Raw genomic sequence first — 18,906 nt, forward strand, 5'->3', positions numbered from 1 at the left:
CGCTAATACAATTGGGGATGTGGAGATAATGACAAGTTTAACTCAAGTCAAACAATATGGTTTATATGTAAATGGGGAATGGGAAACAACAGCAGAAAAAATGGAAGTCTTAAATAAATATACACAGCAGCCTGCAGCTGAAATCTCAGTAGCTACAAAAGATGATGTAAATAAAGCTGTGGCCAGCGCGAAAGAGGCTTTAAAAAACACTTTTTCACCATATGAACGCTACGAGGTATTAATGAAGGCAGCTGAGTTATTACTAAGCCGCCAAGAAGAATTTGCTGAAATTTTGGCTACTGAAGTTGGAAAGTCTATTCGTGAATCTCGCGGAGAAGTTGAGCGCGCAGCTACAACTTTACAAATTTCAGCGGAAGAGGCAAAACGTATTCATGGAGAAGGTGTGCCTGTTGAATCGGCTCAAGGCTCGGAGAATCGTATGGCTTTTACAGTAAAAGTCCCGGTTGGAGTTGTTGCAGCTATCACACCGTTTAATGTACCTATCAATCTAGTTTGTCATAAACTTGGACCGGCAATCGCAGCTGGGAATAGTGTAGTATTAAAGCCTGCTGAAGTCACTCCAATTTGTGCGCTCAAGCTAGCTGAATTAATGGAAGAAGCAGGCCTGCCAAAAGGGCGCCTTCAAGTATTGACTGGAGATGGAGCAGAAATTGGTGAATGGTTATTAGAAAATCAGGATGTTAATATGTTTACGTTCACAGGAAGCCCAAGAGTAGGAGAACTTATCCGATCTAAGGCAGGTTTACGTAAAGTTTCACTTGAACTAGGAAATAATTCGGCTACTGTCGTACATAAAGACGCTGATTTAGAAAAAGCTGCATCTTTAATTTCTCAAAAAAGCTTTAATAATGCAGGACAGGTTTGCATTTCCGTTCAACGAATTTATGTTCATACGAATATTTATACTGCTTTTGTTAATAAGCTAAAAGAAAAAACAGAAAAGTTAGTAGTCGGTAATCCAATGGATGAGCAAACCGATATTGGACCTATGATTCGTCTTAAAGAAGCAGAGCGAGTGGAAGAATGGGTAAAAGAAGCGGTGGAAGAAGGGGCAAAAATTGAACTAGGAGGAAAGCGTGACGGTGCTTTTTATCTTCCTACAATTTTGACTAATGTAAATGATGAGATGAAAGTTTGTCGTCAAGAAGTATTCGGGCCAGTAGTAGCTATTGCTCAATATGATGAGATTGATGAAGTGATTTCAAAAGTAAATGATTCTGACTATGGGTTACAGGCAGGCCTTTTTACGAACGACTTACAGTTTGCTATGAAGGCAGCTCGTGAAATCGAAGTAGGCGGATTAATTGTAAATGATGCTTCGGCGTATCGTGTCGATCACATGCCATATGGCGGTGTGAAAAAGAGCGGTAACGGAAAAGAAGGGCCGAAATATGCAATTGAAGAAATGACGGAAGAACGTATCATTGTTCTAAATTTATAATTTATTAGTTTAAATGAAAGACCTAGATTTTTAATTTTCTAGGTCTTTCATTTGGAAAATAACAAAGAAAAAATGACGAAGGTGAACAAATATGGAGTTCCTAACAATCCTTCTTCCTATTTTCGGGATTTTTGCACTTGGATTTATTGGACAAAAGAAAATAGGATTTGATACAAAAACGATTTCAACAATGGCACTTTATTTGATGTCTCCAGTTCTAGTGTTCAAAACATTTTACACAACCAAATTTACGATTGATTACTTATATCTTACGTTATACACATTTGCACTTTGCTTTGCATTAATTGTTGTCGTCTATATTATTGCTTATTTTCAGCGATATTCTACTTCAGAAACCTGTGGAATGATATTAGCGTCCTCATTTATGAATAATGGAAACTACGGTACACCTGTTGTTTTATTACTTTTCGGCGTTACAGGCTTAGACTCTGCCATCATTCTAATGGTGATACAGCAACTGGTCATGTGTACAGTTGGAGTTTATTATGCCGCTAAAGGGAGTCCACAAGGAAATGGTATAAAATCAGCCATTGACGCAGTTCGACGAATACCCATTGTGTATGGGGGACTTTTAGGAGCTATATTTCAGTTTCTTCATATTCCATTAAGCAACTCTGTAAAAGAAGCGGTTGATTTAGTAGCGGGTGCAGCTATTCCTACCATCATGATCGTACTGGGCATGCAGCTAGCTAAAATATCAATTAGAAATTTAGCCAAAGCAAAAGTTTCATGGTCATTAGCTATCAAGCTTGTAATCTCACCATTTATCGCTTATATACTAACACTTCTGTTACCGGTGGATGAGATGGTGAAACAAATTATGATTATTATGGCTGCTATGCCCACAGCTGCGAATACAACTATGTACGCGCTGCAATTTAATACAGAGCCGGAGTTTGTATCAAGCGCAACGTTAATTAGTACCTCTCTAAGCCTTGCTACATTACCTATCATTTTTCTAATTGTTTTATAAAATGACACAGAAACACGTTCGAATATAGGTTGAAAAATAATTTTATTATATGACTTTAAAAGGAGTAGTCAACGTGAATTCTCCTCATAACACTGTTTTAAAAAAATATTTAAAATTTATTTTCTATTTTAGCTTTGTGTTCTTCTTATACTTCTACTTCACCTATAGCTTTCAACACTACCTGACGAAATATTTGTTTCTTAATTGTTTACTGACAGGGATATCTTTTTTAATTCGAAATTCAAGGGGTTATACGGAAAAACTGTAAAAGCATCTGTACATCTGTAAAGAAAAAAACTTATTAAAAGGATTTATGGAATTCTTTTAATAAGTTTTTTTGCTTAGTATTATCCCTGAATATATCTATACATTTGAAAATATTTTAAAAAATAGTTGAAATGCCCGGTACTAAGTAATACAATCTACATATACTAAGTATTACTTAATAGCTTAATTTTTAAAAGTTATTAAGTGAAAATTGGCTTGGTACTAAGTGATACAGAATATAAGTCAGACGATATAGAGGAGGTTCTGAAGATCGAAAATTTAACTGAAATGCTGAAGGGTTCGCTGGAAGGCTGTGTGTTAGAAATTATCAGCCGGCATGAAACCTATGGCTATGAGATTACACGCCGTCTGAACGAGCTTGGATTTATCGAGGTCGTGGAAGGGACGGTCTACACTATTCTCGTACGATTAGAAAAGAAAAAACTTGTGAATATAGAAAAAAAACCATCAGATATGGGCCCACCCCGCAAATTTTATTCGCTTAATGAGGCAGGCTACAAGGAGCTTGAGCTGTTTTGGAAAAGGTGGGATTTTGTATCATCAAAAATCAACGTCTTGAAGTCAAACTAACTTCATAAGATAGACCGTCGGATAGTTTTAAAGCATCTTATGAAGTTTTATAAAAAGGAGGAAAAATGACATGCTGGAAATATTCAAAAAAATGATTGGTGATAAAAAAGAGTATAAAATGATGATGGCACGGGTTGAAGCCTTGCCAGAGGACTATCAGTTTGTATTTAAAAAAATTCAAAACTACATGTGGAATTTCTCATCGGGCAATGGAATGGATATGCTACACATACAGTATGAATTAATTGATTTATTCGAAGCAGGTGCTGCAGAAGGTAGACAGGTGCTCGAAATTACGGGAGACGATGTGGCTTCCTTTGCTGACGAATTAGTGGCAAATGCTAAAACTTATATGGTTAAGTATCGTGAAGATTTGAATCAGAGTATTAAGGAACGATTAGGAAAAAATAAATTTAATCAATAACATCGACTGAATAGCTAGTTGCTTTCGCTATTCGGTCATTTTTTAAACTCAGTACTAAGTAATACAGAATATAAGTCAGACTTAATAGTAGAGTATAAAAAAACTAGCTCTACGAGACGCTCAGCTTAGTTACATCATGACAGTTCTAGCGAACCCGCTTGTGGAGCTTTTTAAAAGGAGGAAAAACGTATGAGAAATACAGCGATTTTTGTAAAAGAGTTAAAAAAGTCTTTTAAAGACAAAGAAGTTTTAAAAGGGGTGAATATTGAGGTGCAGCGCGGTGAAATTTTTGCACTGCTGGGTTCAAATGGAGCAGGCAAGACGACGACAGTTAACATTCTTTCAACACTGATGAAGGCTGATAGCGGCGAAGTAAGTATTTGCGAATTTGACGTCCAACGTCAACCGGCTGACGTCCGCCAGAACATCAGCCTAACGGGGCAGTTCGCAGCGTTAGACGGCATGCTTACTGGGAAGGAAAACCTGATAATGATCGCCAAATTGCGAGGGGTATCTAATCCTAATGAAGTAGCTGACAATCTTCTTGCAAGATTCAGCTTGACCGATGCAGCCAATCGCCGGGCGGATCAATATTCCGGTGGAATGAAGCGCCGACTTGATATAGCTATGAGTCTGATTGGCAGGCCAGCGGTTATTTTTCTCGACGAACCGACGACCGGACTTGATCCGGAAGCCAGGATTGAAGTCTGGAACACCATCAAAGAGCTTGCTGGCGATGGTACGACCATCTTGCTCACGACTCAGTACCTGGAGGAAGCTGAACAACTGGCAGATCGGATAGCCATCCTACATGGCGGAAAAATCATCAAAACCGGTACCCTTACCGAACTTAAAGAGATGTTCCCGCCAGCAAAAGTGGAATACATTGAGAAACAGCCAACATTGGAGGAAATCTTCCTCGCAATCATCGGCAAAAAGGAGGAAATATAAATGAAAAACAATACAGGTGTATTACTAGGACGTTTGATGCGAAATATTATGCGCAGCCCGGATACGATCATTACGGTGGCAATTACGCCAATTATGATGATGCTACTGTTTGTCTACGTGTTTGGTGGCGCTATAAATACAGGAACAGCCAATTACGTCAATTATTTATTGCCGGGAATCCTGCTGATGGCTATCGCATCCGGCGTCGCTTACACTTCCGTGCGGCTATTTAATGATGTGAAAAGTGGACTGATGGCCCGTTTCATTACTATGCCTATCAAACGTTCTTCGGTATTATGGGCTCATGTGTTGACATCTTTTGTTTCCAATGCGCTTACTATCGTAGTAGTTATCCTCATCGCGCTCTTGATGGGTTTCCGCTCCAGCGCTGATATCCTAGATTGGTTTGCGGTAGCCGGGATACTCGGGCTGTTTACGCTAGCCCTGACATGGTTGGCCATTATTCCAGGATTGACAGCAAAATCTATGGAAGGAGCCACAGGCTACTCGTACCCGCTAATCTTCCTGCCTTTTATTAGTTCCGCCTTTGTTCCCACTGAAACGATGCCTAAAGCTGTTCGTGCATTCGCTGAGAACCAGCCCGTGACTTCAATCGTGAATACAATTCGTGCACTCTTGTATGAAGGATCAGTTGGCAACGATATCTGGAGTGCCCTCGCCTGGTGCCTAGGTATCATGGTCATCGCTTACTTTTTAGCTAGTAAAGGATTCAAACGCAAATTAGGGTGAATTTTATAAACTGAGCAAGCTACCCAAGGTATATGGAATCATCTAAATTTTAATGTGAAGTATTGATAGCATAAAATAGGGTTACTTCTAGTTATCGTAATGTGAATTATCCGTAGAAATAAAGAAGACCTTGAACAAGGTCTTCTTTTATTCATCATCTTCCCATTCATTTTGTTGTTTTTTCTTAAATGGTACGTATAGTTCATGGCTATAAGACCGCATACAAAAATAATGCCTCCAAATAATACTCCATTACTCCAATTAAATCCTGAAGTCACAGATGTTAAATAGGCAGTAATTGAACCGATTACTAACAGGACGAATAAACTCAGCAAAAAAGAGCGAAAAGGTCTTTTTATTTCTTTTTCCTGTTCTACGCTAATACTTAGAGATAAATAGCCGTATACAACGCTAGATAGAATGAACAAAACCCATAGTGAATTTGCCTTCATCTTTTCTAATCCACCTTTTAAGAAATCATGACCAAGAATAAGTAAAACTCCAAGTGTTTGAATAATATATGCAATTTTAATATGCTGCAAATTTAAAAAGGTGAACCTCTGATCAACTATCTTTTTCATTCAAAATCACTCCTTGTCTATCCAAAATAATTCGTCCAATGTTTCTTTAACGACATAGAAAATTCTTCATGTTAACCCATTCCAGGTCATAATTAATATTATTAAAGCTGCTTTGGAAGAAGTGAAAAAATAAGTTAGGTTAATATATAATACCTGTTTCAGCAATTAAAACGGCTTTTAGGTCAATAAATCTAGTTTTTCATTTTCTGTCATAAATATTTTGTTGGATTTATAAAAATATTTTGAATTAATGATCTGTCTATGATAATATTTAAATCATTAAATCATATATAAAATTTAAAATCACATATGTGATTTAGAGAGGATTTCTTTATGTCGGTAAAATCAGCAGAACGTGTATTAAGGGTATTTGAATTGATTGCTCAACATCCCGAGGGGTTAACAGTAAAAGAAGTTAGCGATTTACTTTCGCTTCCACAAAGCAGTACGTTTAATCTTGTGGGAACACTTCATAATGAAGGGTATTTAAATCAGGACTCATTAAAGAAGTACAAGCTAGGGCCAAAGCTAATTCAAATTGGAGCAGCGGCTATGGAATCGTTGGATATTTCTTCAGAAGGAAAACCGTATTTAAAGAAGCTGATGGAGGATGTTCAAGAAACTGTGTTTATGGCCTTGCTGTCAGATGGAGAGTTGGTCTATGTTGTTAAGATTGATAATAATCGCTCTATTAGAACAACAGCTCAGCCTGGTAACCGAAAGCCGCTCTATTGTACTGGATTAGGAAAAACCTTTTTAGCTTTTCTTCCTAAAGATCAGCGAGAACAGCTGCTTGAACATACGGAGCTGCTACCTATTACGGATTATACAATTACAGATAAAAAAGTTCTTAATGACAATCTAGACTCTTTTATCCAAATGGGCTATGCAATTGATGATGAAGAAAATGAGGAAGGGTTGTTTTGCCTTGCTGCACCTGTATTTGGAGCAAAGGGAAGCATTCAAGCTGCTATTAGTGTAGCTGGTCCTAAGGAAAGAATGCTGAAGCATAAGGAGTTTATTGTAGAAAGGCTGCTTCAAACAGCAACTAACATATCTTTTATTGCTGGATATGAAGAGGCGAAGAGATAAATGAAAAGAGGGGTAAAATGGATGTGATAAGCATGGGGGAAACAATGATTCTGTTTACCCCACACTCGAATGGAAAGATGCGATACGCTAAAGATTTTTCTTCGAAAATTGCAGGGGCAGAAAGCAATACGTTAATTGCCCTGTCAAAACTCGGTTATCAAACGGGATGGGTTAGCCGATTAGGAAAAGATGAGTTAGGAGAGCGAATTCTTTCAAGTATAAAAGGAGAAGGAATAGATGTAAGACATGTGACATTTGATGATCATGCTCCTACAGGTCTTTTTTTAAAGCAAAAAACAAATGAAATGAACAGTAAAGTGTTTTATTACAGACAAGGTTCAGCAGCAAGCTTTATGAATCCACATGATATGAATGAAGAGTACATCACTTCTGCCAAATACTTATACGTGACAGGGATTACACCTGCACTAAGCGATTCCTGCCACGAAGCTGTATTTCAAGCGATGAAAGCAGCTAAAAAAAATGGTGTAAAAATAGTGTTTGATCCGAATTTACGCAAGACGCTTTGGGATGAAGAAACTGCGCGTCAAACACTCATTAAAATGGCTACATATGCAGATGTTATTTTACCAGGAGTGAATGAAGGTCAGTTTTTATTTGAGAAAGATAACCCTGAAGACATTGCATCAGCGCTTCATCAATTAGGTGCAGAGCTAGTCGTTATTAAGCTAGGCGAGGAGGGAGCTTATTATTCAACTGAAAATGAATCCGCTTACGTAGAAGGCTTTAAAGTTGCTAGAGTGATAGATCCAGTAGGAGCTGGCGATGGGTTCGCCGCTGGGATACTATCGGGACTAATAGATAATTCTTCTTTGATAGAAACAGTTAGAAGAGGGTGCGCTATAGGAGCTATGGTCGTAACCGTAGAGGGTGATATTGAAGGCTTGCCTGATAAGAAAGAGCTTTACGAATTTATGAATGCGATTACAAGAGAAGACGTTATACGATAAAAGAAAGGGGCTTACCCATGACGGATAGTTTATCACATTTATTAGAGCATAAAATCGTTGCGATTATTAGAGGAGCCAAACCGCAGGATGTAGTGAAAATTGCCTCTGCGCTGAATGACGGCGGTGTAAAAAATATAGAGATTACTCTCAATTCGCCGGACGCACTTTCAGCCATTAAAGAGGTTTCTACAGAGCTTGGTGATCAAGTGCTAGTAGGAGCGGGTACAGTGCTTGACCCTGAAACAGCACGGTCAGCTATTTTAGCAGGTGCAAAATTTATCCTTTCTCCAACTGTTAACACGGAAACGATTAAACTAACAAAAAGATACGGTGCGGTTAGTATCCCTGGTGCTTTTTCACCTACTGAAATCCTAACGGCATTTGAAAATGGGGGAGATATTATCAAAGTATTTCCTGCTAGGCTGGGGGCTAGCTATATTAAAGATATTCGAGGGCCGCTTCCTCATATTCCACTTCTTCCAACAGGAGGAGTGAGCTTAGACAATATTCAAGAATTTGAAGAAGCAGGTGCTGTAGGGTTTGGGATTGGAAGTTCTTTAGTAGATACAAATCGTGAAATTACTTATGCATACCTGCAGGAGCTAACACAAAAGGCTAAAGCATACGTAGCCGCAGTGAATGGTATAACGAAAGGGGAAAAATTACATGAAAATTACTAATTATGAATTGTTTCAAGTGCCGCCACGCTGGTTATTTTTAAAAATAGAAACGGACGAAGGAATTGTTGGGTGGGGAGAACCAGTTATTGAAGGAAGAGCCTCTACCGTTAAAGCTGCAGTAGACGAGCTAATGGAGTATCTTATTGGCAAAGATCCGTTAAATATTGAAGATCATTGGAACGTTATGTACCGAGGTGGTTTCTATCGAGGTGGACCTATTTTAATGAGTGCCATATCCGGGATTGACCAAGCTTTGTGGGACATAAAAGGAAAATATTACGATGCTCCTGTACATCAACTATTAGGCGGAAAAGCAAGAGAATCCATTAAAGTGTATTCGTGGATTGGAGGAGACCGGCCTTCAGATGTAGGCGAAGCAGCCAGAGAAGTTGTCTCACAAGGATTTACAGCAGTAAAAATGAATGGAACAGAAGAGCTTCAATACGTGGATTCATATGAAAAAATTGATCAAGTAGTAGAACGTATCGCTGCTGTCAGAGAAGCAGTGGGGCCTTATGTAGGAATAGGTATTGATTTTCACGGACGAGTACATAAGCCAATGGCAAAAATTTTAGCTAAAGAACTAGAGGTCTATCGTCCAATGTTTATCGAGGAGCCGGTTTTGTCCGAAAACAATGAGGCATTAAGAGAAATTGCCAACCATGTATCCATTCCTATTGCGACGGGAGAAAGAATGTTTTCAAAATGGGAGTTTAAAAAGCTCTTAACAGACGGCTACGTTGATATTATTCAGCCTGATTTATCACATGCAGGAGGAATTACAGAATGTAAGAAAATTATTTCAATGGCTGAAGCCTTTGATGTAGCAGCTGCGCCTCATTGCCCGTTAGGACCTATTGCATTAGCCGCTTGTCTTCAAGTAGATGCAACGTGCCACAACGCATTTATTCAAGAGCAAAGTTTAGGCATTCACTATAACCAAGGCAGTGATTTACTAGATTATATTGTTGATAACCACGTATTTAAATATGAAGAAGGATTCGTAAAGATTCCTGACGGACCTGGCTTAGGTATTGAAATTAATGAAGACCATGTTAGAAAAATGGCTGATATCGGTCATAATTGGCGTAATCCAGTATGGCGTCATAAAGATGGTTCTGTAGCAGAATGGTAATGGGGAAACCATTTTAGCAGGAAAGGTCTGATTGATAAATAACGGTCAGTCAGATCTCCTTTTTAAACTAGTCATATACAGGGGGATAAGGGAATGAAGGGGTATAGCGAAAAGCCGACTCGCGTTAGATTTCGTGTTTTAGCATTTATTTTCGTAAGCGTTGTCATCAACTATATGGATCGAAGTAATATTTCTGTAGCCGCCACAGCCATGTCCAAGGATTTAAAGCTATCATCAGTAGAACTGGGCCTTATATTTTCAGCCTTTGGATGGGCTTATGCCGCTTTACAAATACCAGGAGGGGTAATGGCTGACCGTTTTGGTGCTCGTGTTACGTATGCCGTTAGTCTAATTACCTGGTCTATTGTTACGCTGCTGCAAGGGTTTACTAAGGGATTTGTGAGTCTTTTTGGTCTGCGTTTAGCCACAGGAGCATTCGAAGCACCGGCTTTTCCTACCAATAATAAAGTAGTTACCAGCTGGTTTCCAAATCAGGAAAGAGCATCAGCAATTGCTTTTTATACTTCGGGACAGTTTGCAGGGCTAGCATTTTTAACACCTACATTGGTGACCATTCAGCACTTTTTAGGGTGGAGAGGTCTGTTTATTACTACAGGGGTTATCGGTATAGCATGGGGCATTATATGGTACATTTTTTACCGTGATCCTTCTCAGCATAGCAAAGTAAATAAAGCAGAGCTACAGCATATCGAAGAAGGTGGAGGCTTAGTTAAAGCTGCGTATAAGAAAGGAGAAAGAGCAAAATTTGAATGGGGAAATCTTAAAGAAGCTTTTTCTCACCGGAAGCTATGGGGCATCTACTTAGGTCAGTTTGCCGTAAACTCTACTTTATGGTTCTTCCTTACCTGGTTTCCAACATATCTTGTGGAATATAGAGGGTTAGATTTCTTGAAATCAGGCTTCCTAGCATCTGCTCCGTTTTTAGCAGCGTTTGTAGGGGTATTATTATCAGGCTTTGTATCTGACGCCTTAGTGAAAAAAGGAGTATCACTAGGGATTGCAAGAAAAACACCGATTATCGTAGGGCTGCTTTTATCAACTTCAATTATCGGAGCCAATTATGTAAATAGCACATCTCTCATTATCATGTTTATGGCTATTGCGTTTTTTGGAAATGGCCTGGCCTCTATTACGTGGGTCTTTGTCTCAACCTTAGCGCCTAAACATTTAGTCGGTTTAACGGGTGGAGTGTTTAACTTTATCGGAGGTCTAGCCTCTATTATTGTTCCGATTGTTATTGGTTTCTTAGCAAAAGGAGGAAACTTTGCCCCAGCGCTAGTATTTATAGCGGCATTGGCTCTTCTAGGAGCACTTTCGTATATCTTCCTTGTAGGAAAAGTGGAAAGAATTAAAGTGGTTAAAGATGAAAAATTGAATCGAGATATTGTGTAAGCAACTATCAAGAGCGATTTACATTTAGTAAAGATTGACGAATAAACAAATCAAAGACCGTCCACAATTTCTAAAATTATGGACGGTCTTTTTTATAGATTGCTTCGTAAGCTACATATATGACGAATAGGGCTATAAAAGTAATGCCTATTTCTATAAACGATCCGCAGATTATCCCTTCAACGCATATTTGGCCATTATAAAAAGATATACCCATACTTAACACCCTTATATATAGCGGTGTTAAATTATATGTTTAAGTAGTCTTTTCTAGTTAACATAAAACGGATTCTAAGTAGTAAATAAAAAAGAAGCTCTCTAAAAGAGACCTCTTTTTAACCTTTATCAAAGCTTTCTATTTTTAAAAGAATACGTTACTGAGTTAATGAGACATAGGGCCACTATTATTAAAAACATATAAGTTGAAATCGTATCTCCTGATAGATTAAGATCATCTACAATTATCCCTTCTAAGAAAAGGATTAAGCCTGAAATAAATAAACTAATGATTGCTATAGTGATTACATGCAAACCAGTAACTAATTGCTTCTTATTTTGCATTAAAATTGTGATGAACAAAGCAAACAATACAACAATGAAAAATATAAATAATGGTCTTGAATACAAAAGGCTTATAGCTCCCTCACTATTACTCCATATATACATATTAAACCTCCACTACTACCTTTATTTTTCCATTTTATCAATAGTATTGATTTAAATCACTATGTATATATACTTTTAATTACCATAAAACGTATTACCTGAATTGTTTTTAGGTAATTGTTTCCTATTCACTTGTGCATTATAGTAAAAGTACGTACTTGACTATAGAAAAGAGGGCGTACTTTATTGTTGAAATCTATGGATCTTTTGTATTACAGCTTTAAGACGGTTATTTATTCTAGTATTTCTTATGCTGTATTTATGGTTATCATTGAGCCAAGTTATAGAGCTCTTATTGCTTTTCTTTTTATTCCCTTCGTTGCATCTATCCCTTATTTAATTATTGCCGTACCCTTACAGTTGCTTGTAAACAAAAGGCCAAAAAAGTTTAATGTTTTTTATTTAATAATATATTGTGTTGTAGCAATTATTTTTCTTTATTTTTCTTATAAAATTGAGGGAGGAATATCTACACCCATATTTCGACCTGACAGAATGGTTATATGGGCAACAGGTGCAGGAATCATATATTGGATATGGGATTCTGTTGTCATGCAAAAGGATGAATATCCTTATTATTAAAGTTCAAGAGTCTGGATCTGTTTAAATATTTTGTATAGTGTATATCAGTTAAGTCGGGTAGGCAGGCACTCTCACGAGCGCCCGCCCCCCTAAGAACCGTGCTTGAAAGTTTCCCTTCACACGGCTCAAGCCTTCTTTTTATCCGAACATCTCTTTTACTTTATACAGGGTACATGTACCAATTTAGTAACTTTACCTGTAGTAACTTCTAGATTTCGTACTGTAACCGTTTCTCCATTTTGAAGAGTGTGTTTACACAGTGCACAACGATACCCTTGCTTTCTTGCAAGTTTCATCCTATCTAGGGTATTTTCATGATTGAAGACCTTTCGGTCTCGCTTTTCCCAATATTCATTTAGACTAGGATCATCTGGGCTGTTTTTGTAGGCTACCATGACATGTCGTTCTATTTTAATCCAGGACATCTTCATCAATTGAATGTTAGTGATTGGACATGTGAGAATCCATTTATCATTTCCTCCATGGTGGGGTTTCTTAAAATAACGCTTTCGAATCCACTTCCACGACTTCCTTGGATGTAATTGTTTAAGGTGTTTTCTTACCTTTAAGAAAAGATAATTGTCCATGTAACTAAATGTCTTCTTTGATACGACATGTTTCCAATACTGTCCGTAACCTCTAATAATAGGGTTTAAGACACGTATGATTTCTTTTACTGGTCGACCTCGCATCACTGCGAACGTATCTTTTATCTTGCTTTTTGCTTTTCTGATACTGTCTTTACTGGGTTTAATTAATAACTTATTGCCTTGTTCCGTTTTGTATTGTCGGAGTGAAAAACCAAGGAAATCAAACCCACTTTCGATATGTGTAACTTTGGTTTTATCTTCACTCAATTTAATTCCTCGCTTTTGTAAGTAAGGATTGAGTTTCTGATACATACTTTCAGCTTGTTCCTTCGTTTCCGTTACGATGACGAAGTCATCTGCGTAAAGAATACGTCCTATTTTACATTTGGGATCGATTTTATATCCTCCATTTGATTTGTATGTCTTTCTATAGACGATACCAATCTCTTTTTCCATTCCATCTAGCGCTATATTAGCTAGAAGGGGAGAAGCTACACTTCCTTGGGGACTTCCTTCCATTGTGTTGTGTAACGTACCTTGTTCCATATATCCCATCTTGAGCCATCTTCCAATCAGCTTGTTTGCTGGAAACATAGACGTTTGCTTACTTATCCAATTATGGTTGAGATGGTCGAAACACCCTTGGAAATCTCCTTCAAACACCCACTTTTTCTTACTATTCGTATTGAGCTTGTTAAAGAGATTGCTAATGGCATCATGAGTGCTTCTTTTAGGGCGGAAACCGTAGGAACTGGCTTCGAACCTGACTTCCCATTGCGGTTCTAGTGCGTTCTTTACGACATTTTGATAAACTCGATCTCGTATCGTCGGTATACCGAGAGGTCTTAATTTCCCATTCTTCTTAGCGATAAACGTTCGTTTCGCTGGCTTTGGGCGATGCTGAAAAACATTATGTCTTAGTAGTTCTTGATACAGTTTGATACGTTCGTTTGGTTGTGAGGCCGTATAGCCGTCTATACCAGGTGTTCGCTTGCCGGTATTTTGTTGCGTCACTCTGCGAATGGAGAGTAGTAAATTAGCTTTACTCCGGAGGAGTAAACGTTGAAGTTTTCTTACTCTTCTTCGTTGATTTTGCTGTTCGGCACGATAAATTCTTTGTCGTAACTTCGTTACATATTGTTGTATAGTATTCCAATCAATAGAGTACCAACCTTTATGCGAGACGTGCGCCGACGCTCGTAGAGAGGTATTCATAACAGCACGCTCCTTTTCGTTAGAAGATAGCCACAAATTTATTTTCGTGTTGAAGACCCATGAGAAGTAGGCGCTCTTTCGAGCCTGTCATCGTCTGTAAAGACGACAGTATCCGTCCAGTTATACAATGTTCTTGATTTCCTGTCCCTTTTCAGGGTAACGGCTTTCGCTTTTTCTCATATCCCATACCCTCTGCCACATCGTTTGACTTTGCAGTCATCCTACTGCTTACGCAGATGACATAGGGCTTACCAAGTTCCACTTTCTACAGATACGATAGGGGTAGGTAGGTTCTTTACTCCGGGTAAGATGCGGGACGCATCAGAGTAGCATTATGATTCTACTTTTCCTCTTACCAAGACCCAAGCAAAACTTATGCATTATCTTAGGCTAACCTTTACGAAGCTTACAAACCTTCACTTGCGTTTACCATGCCTATCTTCTCCTAGCAGTATTCTGGACCATGCAATTGTCCTCTGTTTCCGCATCCCCTCATGCAACCGACAGGCTCGTTACCAAGAATGCCGTTTCGGATGGAGATCATCTTCGCGTCTAGATGAGTAGCGTCAGCTACACTGTAAGAAAGCGACTTCTTGTCGCACCATAATCACAGTTATCGGTATTTATATATATAAAAGCCTGTAGAATTATTATTCTACAGGCTTTGTCGCTCATAATATTAAGAAAGGTCCTTAGGATAACTTATTATAGATATCCTTCTGTAATCTCCATGAACAAGTTTTTATCTTTAACAGCTTGAAAGTCATATTGTTTATATAATCCATGAGCATCTTTTGTTGCTAACAAAATCCTTCGTACCTCTCTAATACTTGGACAATTAATCATAGTTTGAACAAGTAATTTGCCAAGACCTAATCCTCTAAATTCATTAAGTATAAATACATCAGCAAGGTAAGCGAAAGTTGATGAATCTGTAATAATTCTTCCGAATCCAACTTGTTTAGATTTTTCCTTTTTAGGATCTCCCGCAAACACGCCAAAACAGATTGAATGTTGAATTGATTTTTCTACTAAACGTAAAGGTATTCCTTTAGACCAGTAAGCTTCATCATGAAGGTAATTATAAATTAGCTCTACATCTAAATAGTTTTTGTTACTTGAAATTGTAAAATTATTTTTAACATAGGTACTCATATACAATCCTCCTCACTAGAGAATTGTATCATTTTCCAGAATAATAACTGGGTTATTTGTTAAATTTAGGGTGTTAATTTTAAATATGTATAACCTATATAACTTAACGTAATGTACTTTATAGGCACTCTCATATCAAAAGAAAGCATATCAGCAAATATAAGTAAGATTTTTAAAAAAGGGGAGTTACAAAATAAAAAATGAGACATGATTCTCAATTACTAGGAAAATAAAATAAATAGTTTAGCTCCTTTTAAACGTGGAAAATAAAAAACATATTAAAAATTATTAGGAGGAATGTAAAATGACAACTAATAAAAATAATGACAAAATGAGCCGTGAAGAAGCTGGAAGAATGGGTGGAAAAGCTACATCTAAAAATCATGACCAAGAATTTTACCAAGAAATTGGTGAAAAGGGCGGAGAAACTACAGCCAAAAATCATGATAAGGAATTTTATCAGGAGATTGGCGAAAAAGGTGGAAAAGCTACATCTAAAAACCAGGATAAAGAATTTTATCAGGAAATCGGTGAAAAAGGCGGAAAATCCACTAACAAACGTGATAACGACTAATTGTTTGTAAAACTGAATTTTTCTGTTTTCACACTCGATACCATATACTTTTTTAGTTAGTATAATCAACATTAATAGAAGCCAAATTCTTTATATATAAGGAATTTGGCTTCTACTTTTATCGAAAAATGATTAATACGTTTCATTAATAACAAAATCAAATGAAGTCGGTTTGGTCAGTTAAATAAGAATGTGCAGTAATCATTATCCTGTTAGTAGGATATCATTCAATAAAGCTAGTTCTACTTTAAAAGGATCATTAACTTTTCTAAGCTTACAATAACCAGAACTATAAATATGAATAATCTTAAATCGTTTACCCCGGTATAAAACTTCTTTATTAATTGACATACCTTCCCTCCTGATTCACTAATATAGGTCGTTCCCCATATTAACCATTTTTCTTATTTAACATTCATTTAGAATAAAACTAAGTTACTTTTCCCTTTTTGTGTATGTTTCAAAACATAAATGTAAATACATATTTTTTACTCTCTTGAGCAAACTACTTAAGACGTTCTGCAACGTCAGCCAAACATTGATTTATCATTCATGAACCAGAAAAAACAACTGAACGGACCCAGTTGTTTTTTGTATTTAGGCTATATATGATATACAAAGTTAGTTTCATAAAACGGATTACAAGAACCAATAAAAGTCCGTCAAGGTATACGTTTTTAGATTATTTACATTAGACAGCCTTAATCATAGATTATGTATTATATCCTTGATAAATCAATGTAAAGGGATTAAGGATTTCAGAGCTTCCTTGTACTTTTGAGTTATCAGTAACAAAAACGACTAATTTTTGTTACTGATTAAAGGTAATTTAATTTTTATATAGATTGTTTTTAGAATAGAAAGACCTAAAGTAATAAAATCCATTAATAGTTTTTAATTTCATTATATGTAATTATATGGTATATTTAATTAAAAAGGAAAAAACCATGATAGGACTTGCTATTGCCATTATTGTATTTAATTTTATTGCATTTAAAACAAATAAAAGACTAACAGCAAATCAGATTCTTCATATTTGGATGTTTACAATTGCTTTTCAACATATGTTTGATGTCTTTATAGATCTCAAATATCATGCCTATTGGTATTTTACAGAAAACGCAGATTGGAGGGGAGTTCTTACTCATACTGTATTACTCCCACCTGCTAATATGATATTTCTTAATTGGTATCCTTTTAAAATGTCAATCATTCACAAGGGTTGCTATTTTATCTTTTGGATGGTAGCCATTTTGCTTTATGAAATGATTACATTACTCCCTGAACCTTGGGGATACTTCCACTATGGTTGGTGGAATTTATGGTATTCAGCTATCATTGATCCTGTACTTCTACTTATTGCATTAGGGTATTATAAATGGGTAGTAAAGCTAGAAAACAAGTTATTAACAGGAAAGAAATAAAAAGAGCATTGTATTAATAACAATGCTCTTTTTATTTCTTTTCACTTATTGTCGACGAAGTTCTTGTATTTCTTCTTTTGTAAGTCCTGTTAGTTCGATAATAGTCTCTTCATCTATTCCTTTTTGAATCATCCCTAGAGCTACCTTTATAATACCTTTTCTTTCAGCTCTTTTTAATGCAGATTTTTCATCTAATAACGCTTTTCTTCGAGCTTCATATGCTAATAGCACTTCAGGATCCTGACTTACACGTTCCCATTCATCCATCGCTTTTTTTAATACTTGATCTTCTTGCCACATTGGAACAAGCCCTTGCAGAAATTGGTTTTAGCATATTAAATTAATTTTGTAGAAAGAATTGGTTCTAGGACAAGGATTCGACATCATCATTTTAATAGGTGATTCATTAGAGGTATGTGATTTGGACGGTTCATTTAATGATGCATATGTATTTTGAAAAGGTGCAAATAATTTTCGAATCGTCGCCTGTAGAGAAGAACAATCGAAATTTTTTAAAAAATTAACCATAATAGTTAGTAAGCGACCTTATATATTCGTTTAGTTTAGAATATAAGGTCGCTTATTTTATACCCTCATTTAATCTCTTTTTATTTTTCTCTTTATAAAGCACTTTAACTATCATTAAGCTTCTGATACATTTTCAGCATGATTATTAATTTGTTTAAACAAATAAGGAAGATAAGAATCTAGTTCAAAGTAATTTTCTTCGGTAAAGTCCGATATTATAAATTGGTTTTTCTTTCTCAGTTTTAGCCACTCCTATTTGAAACTTTTCTATCTTTTATGCATGATCATGGTGGGTCTGATTACCTCTTTTTCCTACTTTTCGTAAAATAAAGCTTATAATTAACACCAAAATAATTGATCCAATAATTGCAGGGATAATTGCAAAGCCACCAACGACTGGACCCCAATCTCCAAAGATAAGGCCGCCTAACCACGCGCCAATAAAGCCAGCAATAATATTACCAATAATCCCCCCAGGAACATCTCGTCCTGTAATTAAACTAGCAAGCCAACCAATAATTCCGCCAACAATTAGCATCCATAGAATTTCCATTGTTAATTCACCCCTTTATTAAAATATTTAATTAACTTTTACCCATATCTAAAACAAATTAACCATGGAATTTTTTTATGTAGAATTCTTATTTCTTGGTTAAAAAGATAAATTTATATAACCATTTTTGCTTAATTAGATTTGAAAATGGTTATTATTAATTAATCGTTTAAACATGTGTAAATAAGAGAATAAGTAACATATAAAAATGAGTGCGAATACTAATTAAATTGTACTTCTGTATAAGGCCACCTCATGTAAAAGCATATTAATCTATAACAATTCTATTCAGAAAAAAGGAAATTGAA

General features: G+C 36.5%; 20 protein-coding genes and 1 pseudogene. 14 read left to right on the top strand and 7 right to left on the bottom strand.

Annotated elements, in window-relative coordinates; translation table 11 throughout:
- The first annotated feature begins 28 nt into the window (after positions 1 to 28).
- The 6 genes from AC0C45_RS06310 (at position 29) to AC0C45_RS06335 (ending at position 5,439) form a co-directional block, all read left to right on the top strand.
- A complete protein-coding gene (locus AC0C45_RS06310) occupies positions 29 to 1,462 on the top strand; it encodes an aldehyde dehydrogenase family protein (protein ID WP_028414822.1) in 1,434 nt (477 codons plus the stop codon).
- 91 nt (positions 1,463 to 1,553) lie between these two features.
- A complete protein-coding gene (locus AC0C45_RS06315; protein ID WP_171776799.1) occupies positions 1,554 to 2,456 on the top strand; it encodes an AEC family transporter in 903 nt (300 codons plus the stop codon).
- A 537-nt stretch (positions 2,457 to 2,993) separates the two neighbouring features.
- Positions 2,994 to 3,314 (top strand): PadR family transcriptional regulator, encoded by a 321-nt coding sequence (locus AC0C45_RS06320; RefSeq protein WP_028414817.1) that lies wholly within the window; start codon positions 2,994 to 2,996, stop codon positions 3,312 to 3,314.
- A gap of 70 nt (positions 3,315 to 3,384) precedes the next feature.
- Positions 3,385 to 3,738: a DUF1048 domain-containing protein gene (locus AC0C45_RS06325; RefSeq protein WP_095378486.1), complete on the top strand. Its 354-nt coding sequence runs from the start codon at positions 3,385 to 3,387 to the stop codon at positions 3,736 to 3,738.
- A 189-nt stretch (positions 3,739 to 3,927) separates the two neighbouring features.
- The gene (locus AC0C45_RS06330) at positions 3,928 to 4,689 is read left to right on the top strand and encodes an ABC transporter ATP-binding protein (protein ID WP_034649885.1); all 762 of its coding nucleotides are present in this window, start codon (positions 3,928 to 3,930) and stop codon (positions 4,687 to 4,689) included.
- Complete coding sequence (locus AC0C45_RS06335) at positions 4,690 to 5,439, top strand: ABC transporter permease (protein WP_034649887.1); 750 nt, start codon at positions 4,690 to 4,692, stop codon at positions 5,437 to 5,439.
- 38 nt (positions 5,440 to 5,477) lie between these two features.
- On the opposite strand, the gene AC0C45_RS06340 is transcribed toward AC0C45_RS06335, so the two are convergent.
- A complete protein-coding gene (locus AC0C45_RS06340; protein WP_237892733.1) occupies positions 5,478 to 6,020 on the bottom strand; it encodes a hypothetical protein in 543 nt (180 codons plus the stop codon).
- Positions 6,021 to 6,353: 333 nt separating this feature from the next.
- On the opposite strand from AC0C45_RS06340, the gene AC0C45_RS06345 reads away from it, so the two are divergent.
- The 5 genes from AC0C45_RS06345 (at position 6,354) to AC0C45_RS06365 (ending at position 11,311) form a co-directional block, all read left to right on the top strand.
- The gene (locus tag AC0C45_RS06345) at positions 6,354 to 7,112 is read left to right on the top strand and encodes an IclR family transcriptional regulator (RefSeq protein ID WP_034649889.1); all 759 of its coding nucleotides are present in this window, start codon (positions 6,354 to 6,356) and stop codon (positions 7,110 to 7,112) included.
- A 17-nt stretch (positions 7,113 to 7,129) separates the two neighbouring features.
- On the top strand, positions 7,130 to 8,083 hold the full coding sequence (locus AC0C45_RS06350; protein ID WP_237892731.1) for a sugar kinase: 954 nt from the start codon (positions 7,130 to 7,132) through the stop codon (positions 8,081 to 8,083).
- Between the two features lie 17 nt (positions 8,084 to 8,100).
- On the top strand, positions 8,101 to 8,763 hold the full coding sequence (locus AC0C45_RS06355) for a bifunctional 4-hydroxy-2-oxoglutarate aldolase/2-dehydro-3-deoxy-phosphogluconate aldolase (RefSeq protein ID WP_171776803.1): 663 nt from the start codon (positions 8,101 to 8,103) through the stop codon (positions 8,761 to 8,763).
- Entirely contained in the window at positions 8,750 to 9,898 is a 1,149-nt protein-coding gene (dgoD, locus tag AC0C45_RS06360; RefSeq protein WP_237892730.1) for a galactonate dehydratase, read from the top strand. The genes AC0C45_RS06355 and dgoD overlap by 14 nt, the downstream gene beginning before the upstream one ends.
- A gap of 93 nt (positions 9,899 to 9,991) precedes the next feature.
- On the top strand, positions 9,992 to 11,311 hold the full coding sequence (locus AC0C45_RS06365) for an MFS transporter (RefSeq protein WP_257061734.1): 1,320 nt from the start codon (positions 9,992 to 9,994) through the stop codon (positions 11,309 to 11,311).
- Between the two features lie 345 nt (positions 11,312 to 11,656).
- Here AC0C45_RS06365 and AC0C45_RS06370 read toward each other — a convergent pair whose 3' ends face one another.
- Positions 11,657 to 11,977, bottom strand: coding sequence for a hypothetical protein (locus AC0C45_RS06370; RefSeq protein WP_051975566.1), 321 nt, complete (start codon positions 11,975 to 11,977; stop codon positions 11,657 to 11,659).
- Between the two features lie 198 nt (positions 11,978 to 12,175).
- Between AC0C45_RS06370 and AC0C45_RS06375 the strand changes: the two genes are divergently transcribed.
- Positions 12,176 to 12,559 (top strand): UPF0715 family protein, encoded by a 384-nt coding sequence (locus AC0C45_RS06375; RefSeq protein WP_472927978.1) that lies wholly within the window; start codon positions 12,176 to 12,178, stop codon positions 12,557 to 12,559.
- Positions 12,560 to 12,714: 155 nt separating this feature from the next.
- On the opposite strand, the gene ltrA is transcribed toward AC0C45_RS06375, so the two are convergent.
- Together ltrA and AC0C45_RS06385 are read right to left on the bottom strand one after the other, a co-directional pair.
- Positions 12,715 to 14,364 (bottom strand): group II intron reverse transcriptase/maturase, encoded by a 1,650-nt coding sequence (gene ltrA, locus AC0C45_RS06380; protein ID WP_472927970.1) that lies wholly within the window; start codon positions 14,362 to 14,364, stop codon positions 12,715 to 12,717.
- Positions 14,365 to 15,069: 705 nt separating this feature from the next.
- On the bottom strand, positions 15,070 to 15,519 hold the full coding sequence (locus AC0C45_RS06385) for a GNAT family N-acetyltransferase (RefSeq protein WP_237892726.1): 450 nt from the start codon (positions 15,517 to 15,519) through the stop codon (positions 15,070 to 15,072).
- Positions 15,520 to 15,823: 304 nt separating this feature from the next.
- Here AC0C45_RS06385 and AC0C45_RS06390 point away from each other — a divergent pair.
- A pseudogene (locus AC0C45_RS06390) lies at positions 15,824 to 16,078 on the top strand (KGG domain-containing protein); the annotation flags it as partial.
- A gap of 219 nt (positions 16,079 to 16,297) precedes the next feature.
- Here AC0C45_RS06390 and AC0C45_RS06395 read toward each other — a convergent pair.
- Positions 16,298 to 16,444: a hypothetical protein gene (locus tag AC0C45_RS06395; RefSeq protein ID WP_168797087.1), complete on the bottom strand. Its 147-nt coding sequence runs from the start codon at positions 16,442 to 16,444 to the stop codon at positions 16,298 to 16,300.
- 596 nt (positions 16,445 to 17,040) lie between these two features.
- On the opposite strand from AC0C45_RS06395, the gene AC0C45_RS06400 reads away from it, so the two are divergent.
- Entirely contained in the window at positions 17,041 to 17,517 is a 477-nt protein-coding gene (locus tag AC0C45_RS06400) for a hypothetical protein (protein ID WP_034649900.1), read from the top strand.
- Between the two features lie 45 nt (positions 17,518 to 17,562).
- Here the strand turns inward: AC0C45_RS06400 and AC0C45_RS06405 are convergent, their stop codons facing one another.
- Together AC0C45_RS06405 and AC0C45_RS06410 are read right to left on the bottom strand one after the other, a co-directional pair.
- A complete protein-coding gene (locus AC0C45_RS06405; protein WP_034649904.1) occupies positions 17,563 to 17,817 on the bottom strand; it encodes a hypothetical protein in 255 nt (84 codons plus the stop codon).
- A 502-nt stretch (positions 17,818 to 18,319) separates the two neighbouring features.
- Positions 18,320 to 18,598, bottom strand: a complete 279-nt coding sequence (locus AC0C45_RS06410) for a GlsB/YeaQ/YmgE family stress response membrane protein (RefSeq protein WP_034649906.1) — start codon at positions 18,596 to 18,598, stop codon at positions 18,320 to 18,322.
- Positions 18,599 to 18,906: the final 308 nt, after the last annotated feature.

It is taken from the genome of Priestia sp. VA7, assembly GCF_055710015.1.

What these genes read in the sequence shown, in the direction of transcription:
- AC0C45_RS06310 (WP_028414822.1), top strand. Translation starts at nt 29, where the DNA reads ATGACAAGTTTAACTCAAGTCAAACAATATGGTTTATATGTAAATGGG.
- AC0C45_RS06315 (WP_171776799.1), top strand. Translation starts at nt 1,554, where the DNA reads ATGGAGTTCCTAACAATCCTTCTTCCTATTTTCGGGATTTTTGCACTT.
- AC0C45_RS06325 (WP_095378486.1), top strand. Translation starts at nt 3,385, where the DNA reads ATGCTGGAAATATTCAAAAAAATGATTGGTGATAAAAAAGAGTATAAA.
- AC0C45_RS06330 (WP_034649885.1), top strand. Translation starts at nt 3,928, where the DNA reads ATGAGAAATACAGCGATTTTTGTAAAAGAGTTAAAAAAGTCTTTTAAA.
- AC0C45_RS06335 (WP_034649887.1), top strand. Translation starts at nt 4,690, where the DNA reads ATGAAAAACAATACAGGTGTATTACTAGGACGTTTGATGCGAAATATT.
- AC0C45_RS06340 (WP_237892733.1), bottom strand. Translation starts at nt 6,020, where the DNA reads ATGAAAAAGATAGTTGATCAGAGGTTCACCTTTTTAAATTTGCAGCAT.
- AC0C45_RS06345 (WP_034649889.1), top strand. Translation starts at nt 6,354, where the DNA reads ATGTCGGTAAAATCAGCAGAACGTGTATTAAGGGTATTTGAATTGATT.
- AC0C45_RS06350 (WP_237892731.1), top strand. Translation starts at nt 7,130, where the DNA reads ATGGATGTGATAAGCATGGGGGAAACAATGATTCTGTTTACCCCACAC.
- AC0C45_RS06355 (WP_171776803.1), top strand. Translation starts at nt 8,101, where the DNA reads ATGACGGATAGTTTATCACATTTATTAGAGCATAAAATCGTTGCGATT.
- dgoD (WP_237892730.1), top strand. Translation starts at nt 8,750, where the DNA reads ATGAAAATTACTAATTATGAATTGTTTCAAGTGCCGCCACGCTGGTTA.
- AC0C45_RS06365 (WP_257061734.1), top strand. Translation starts at nt 9,992, where the DNA reads ATGAAGGGGTATAGCGAAAAGCCGACTCGCGTTAGATTTCGTGTTTTA.
- AC0C45_RS06370 (WP_051975566.1), bottom strand. Translation starts at nt 11,977, where the DNA reads ATGTATATATGGAGTAATAGTGAGGGAGCTATAAGCCTTTTGTATTCA.
- AC0C45_RS06375 (WP_472927978.1), top strand. Translation starts at nt 12,176, where the DNA reads ATGGATCTTTTGTATTACAGCTTTAAGACGGTTATTTATTCTAGTATT.
- ltrA (WP_472927970.1), bottom strand. Translation starts at nt 14,364, where the DNA reads ATGAATACCTCTCTACGAGCGTCGGCGCACGTCTCGCATAAAGGTTGG.
- AC0C45_RS06385 (WP_237892726.1), bottom strand. Translation starts at nt 15,519, where the DNA reads ATGAGTACCTATGTTAAAAATAATTTTACAATTTCAAGTAACAAAAAC.
- AC0C45_RS06395 (WP_168797087.1), bottom strand. Translation starts at nt 16,444, where the DNA reads ATGTCAATTAATAAAGAAGTTTTATACCGGGGTAAACGATTTAAGATT.
- AC0C45_RS06400 (WP_034649900.1), top strand. Translation starts at nt 17,041, where the DNA reads ATGATAGGACTTGCTATTGCCATTATTGTATTTAATTTTATTGCATTT.
- AC0C45_RS06405 (WP_034649904.1), bottom strand. Translation starts at nt 17,817, where the DNA reads ATGTGGCAAGAAGATCAAGTATTAAAAAAAGCGATGGATGAATGGGAA.
- AC0C45_RS06410 (WP_034649906.1), bottom strand. Translation starts at nt 18,598, where the DNA reads ATGGAAATTCTATGGATGCTAATTGTTGGCGGAATTATTGGTTGGCTT.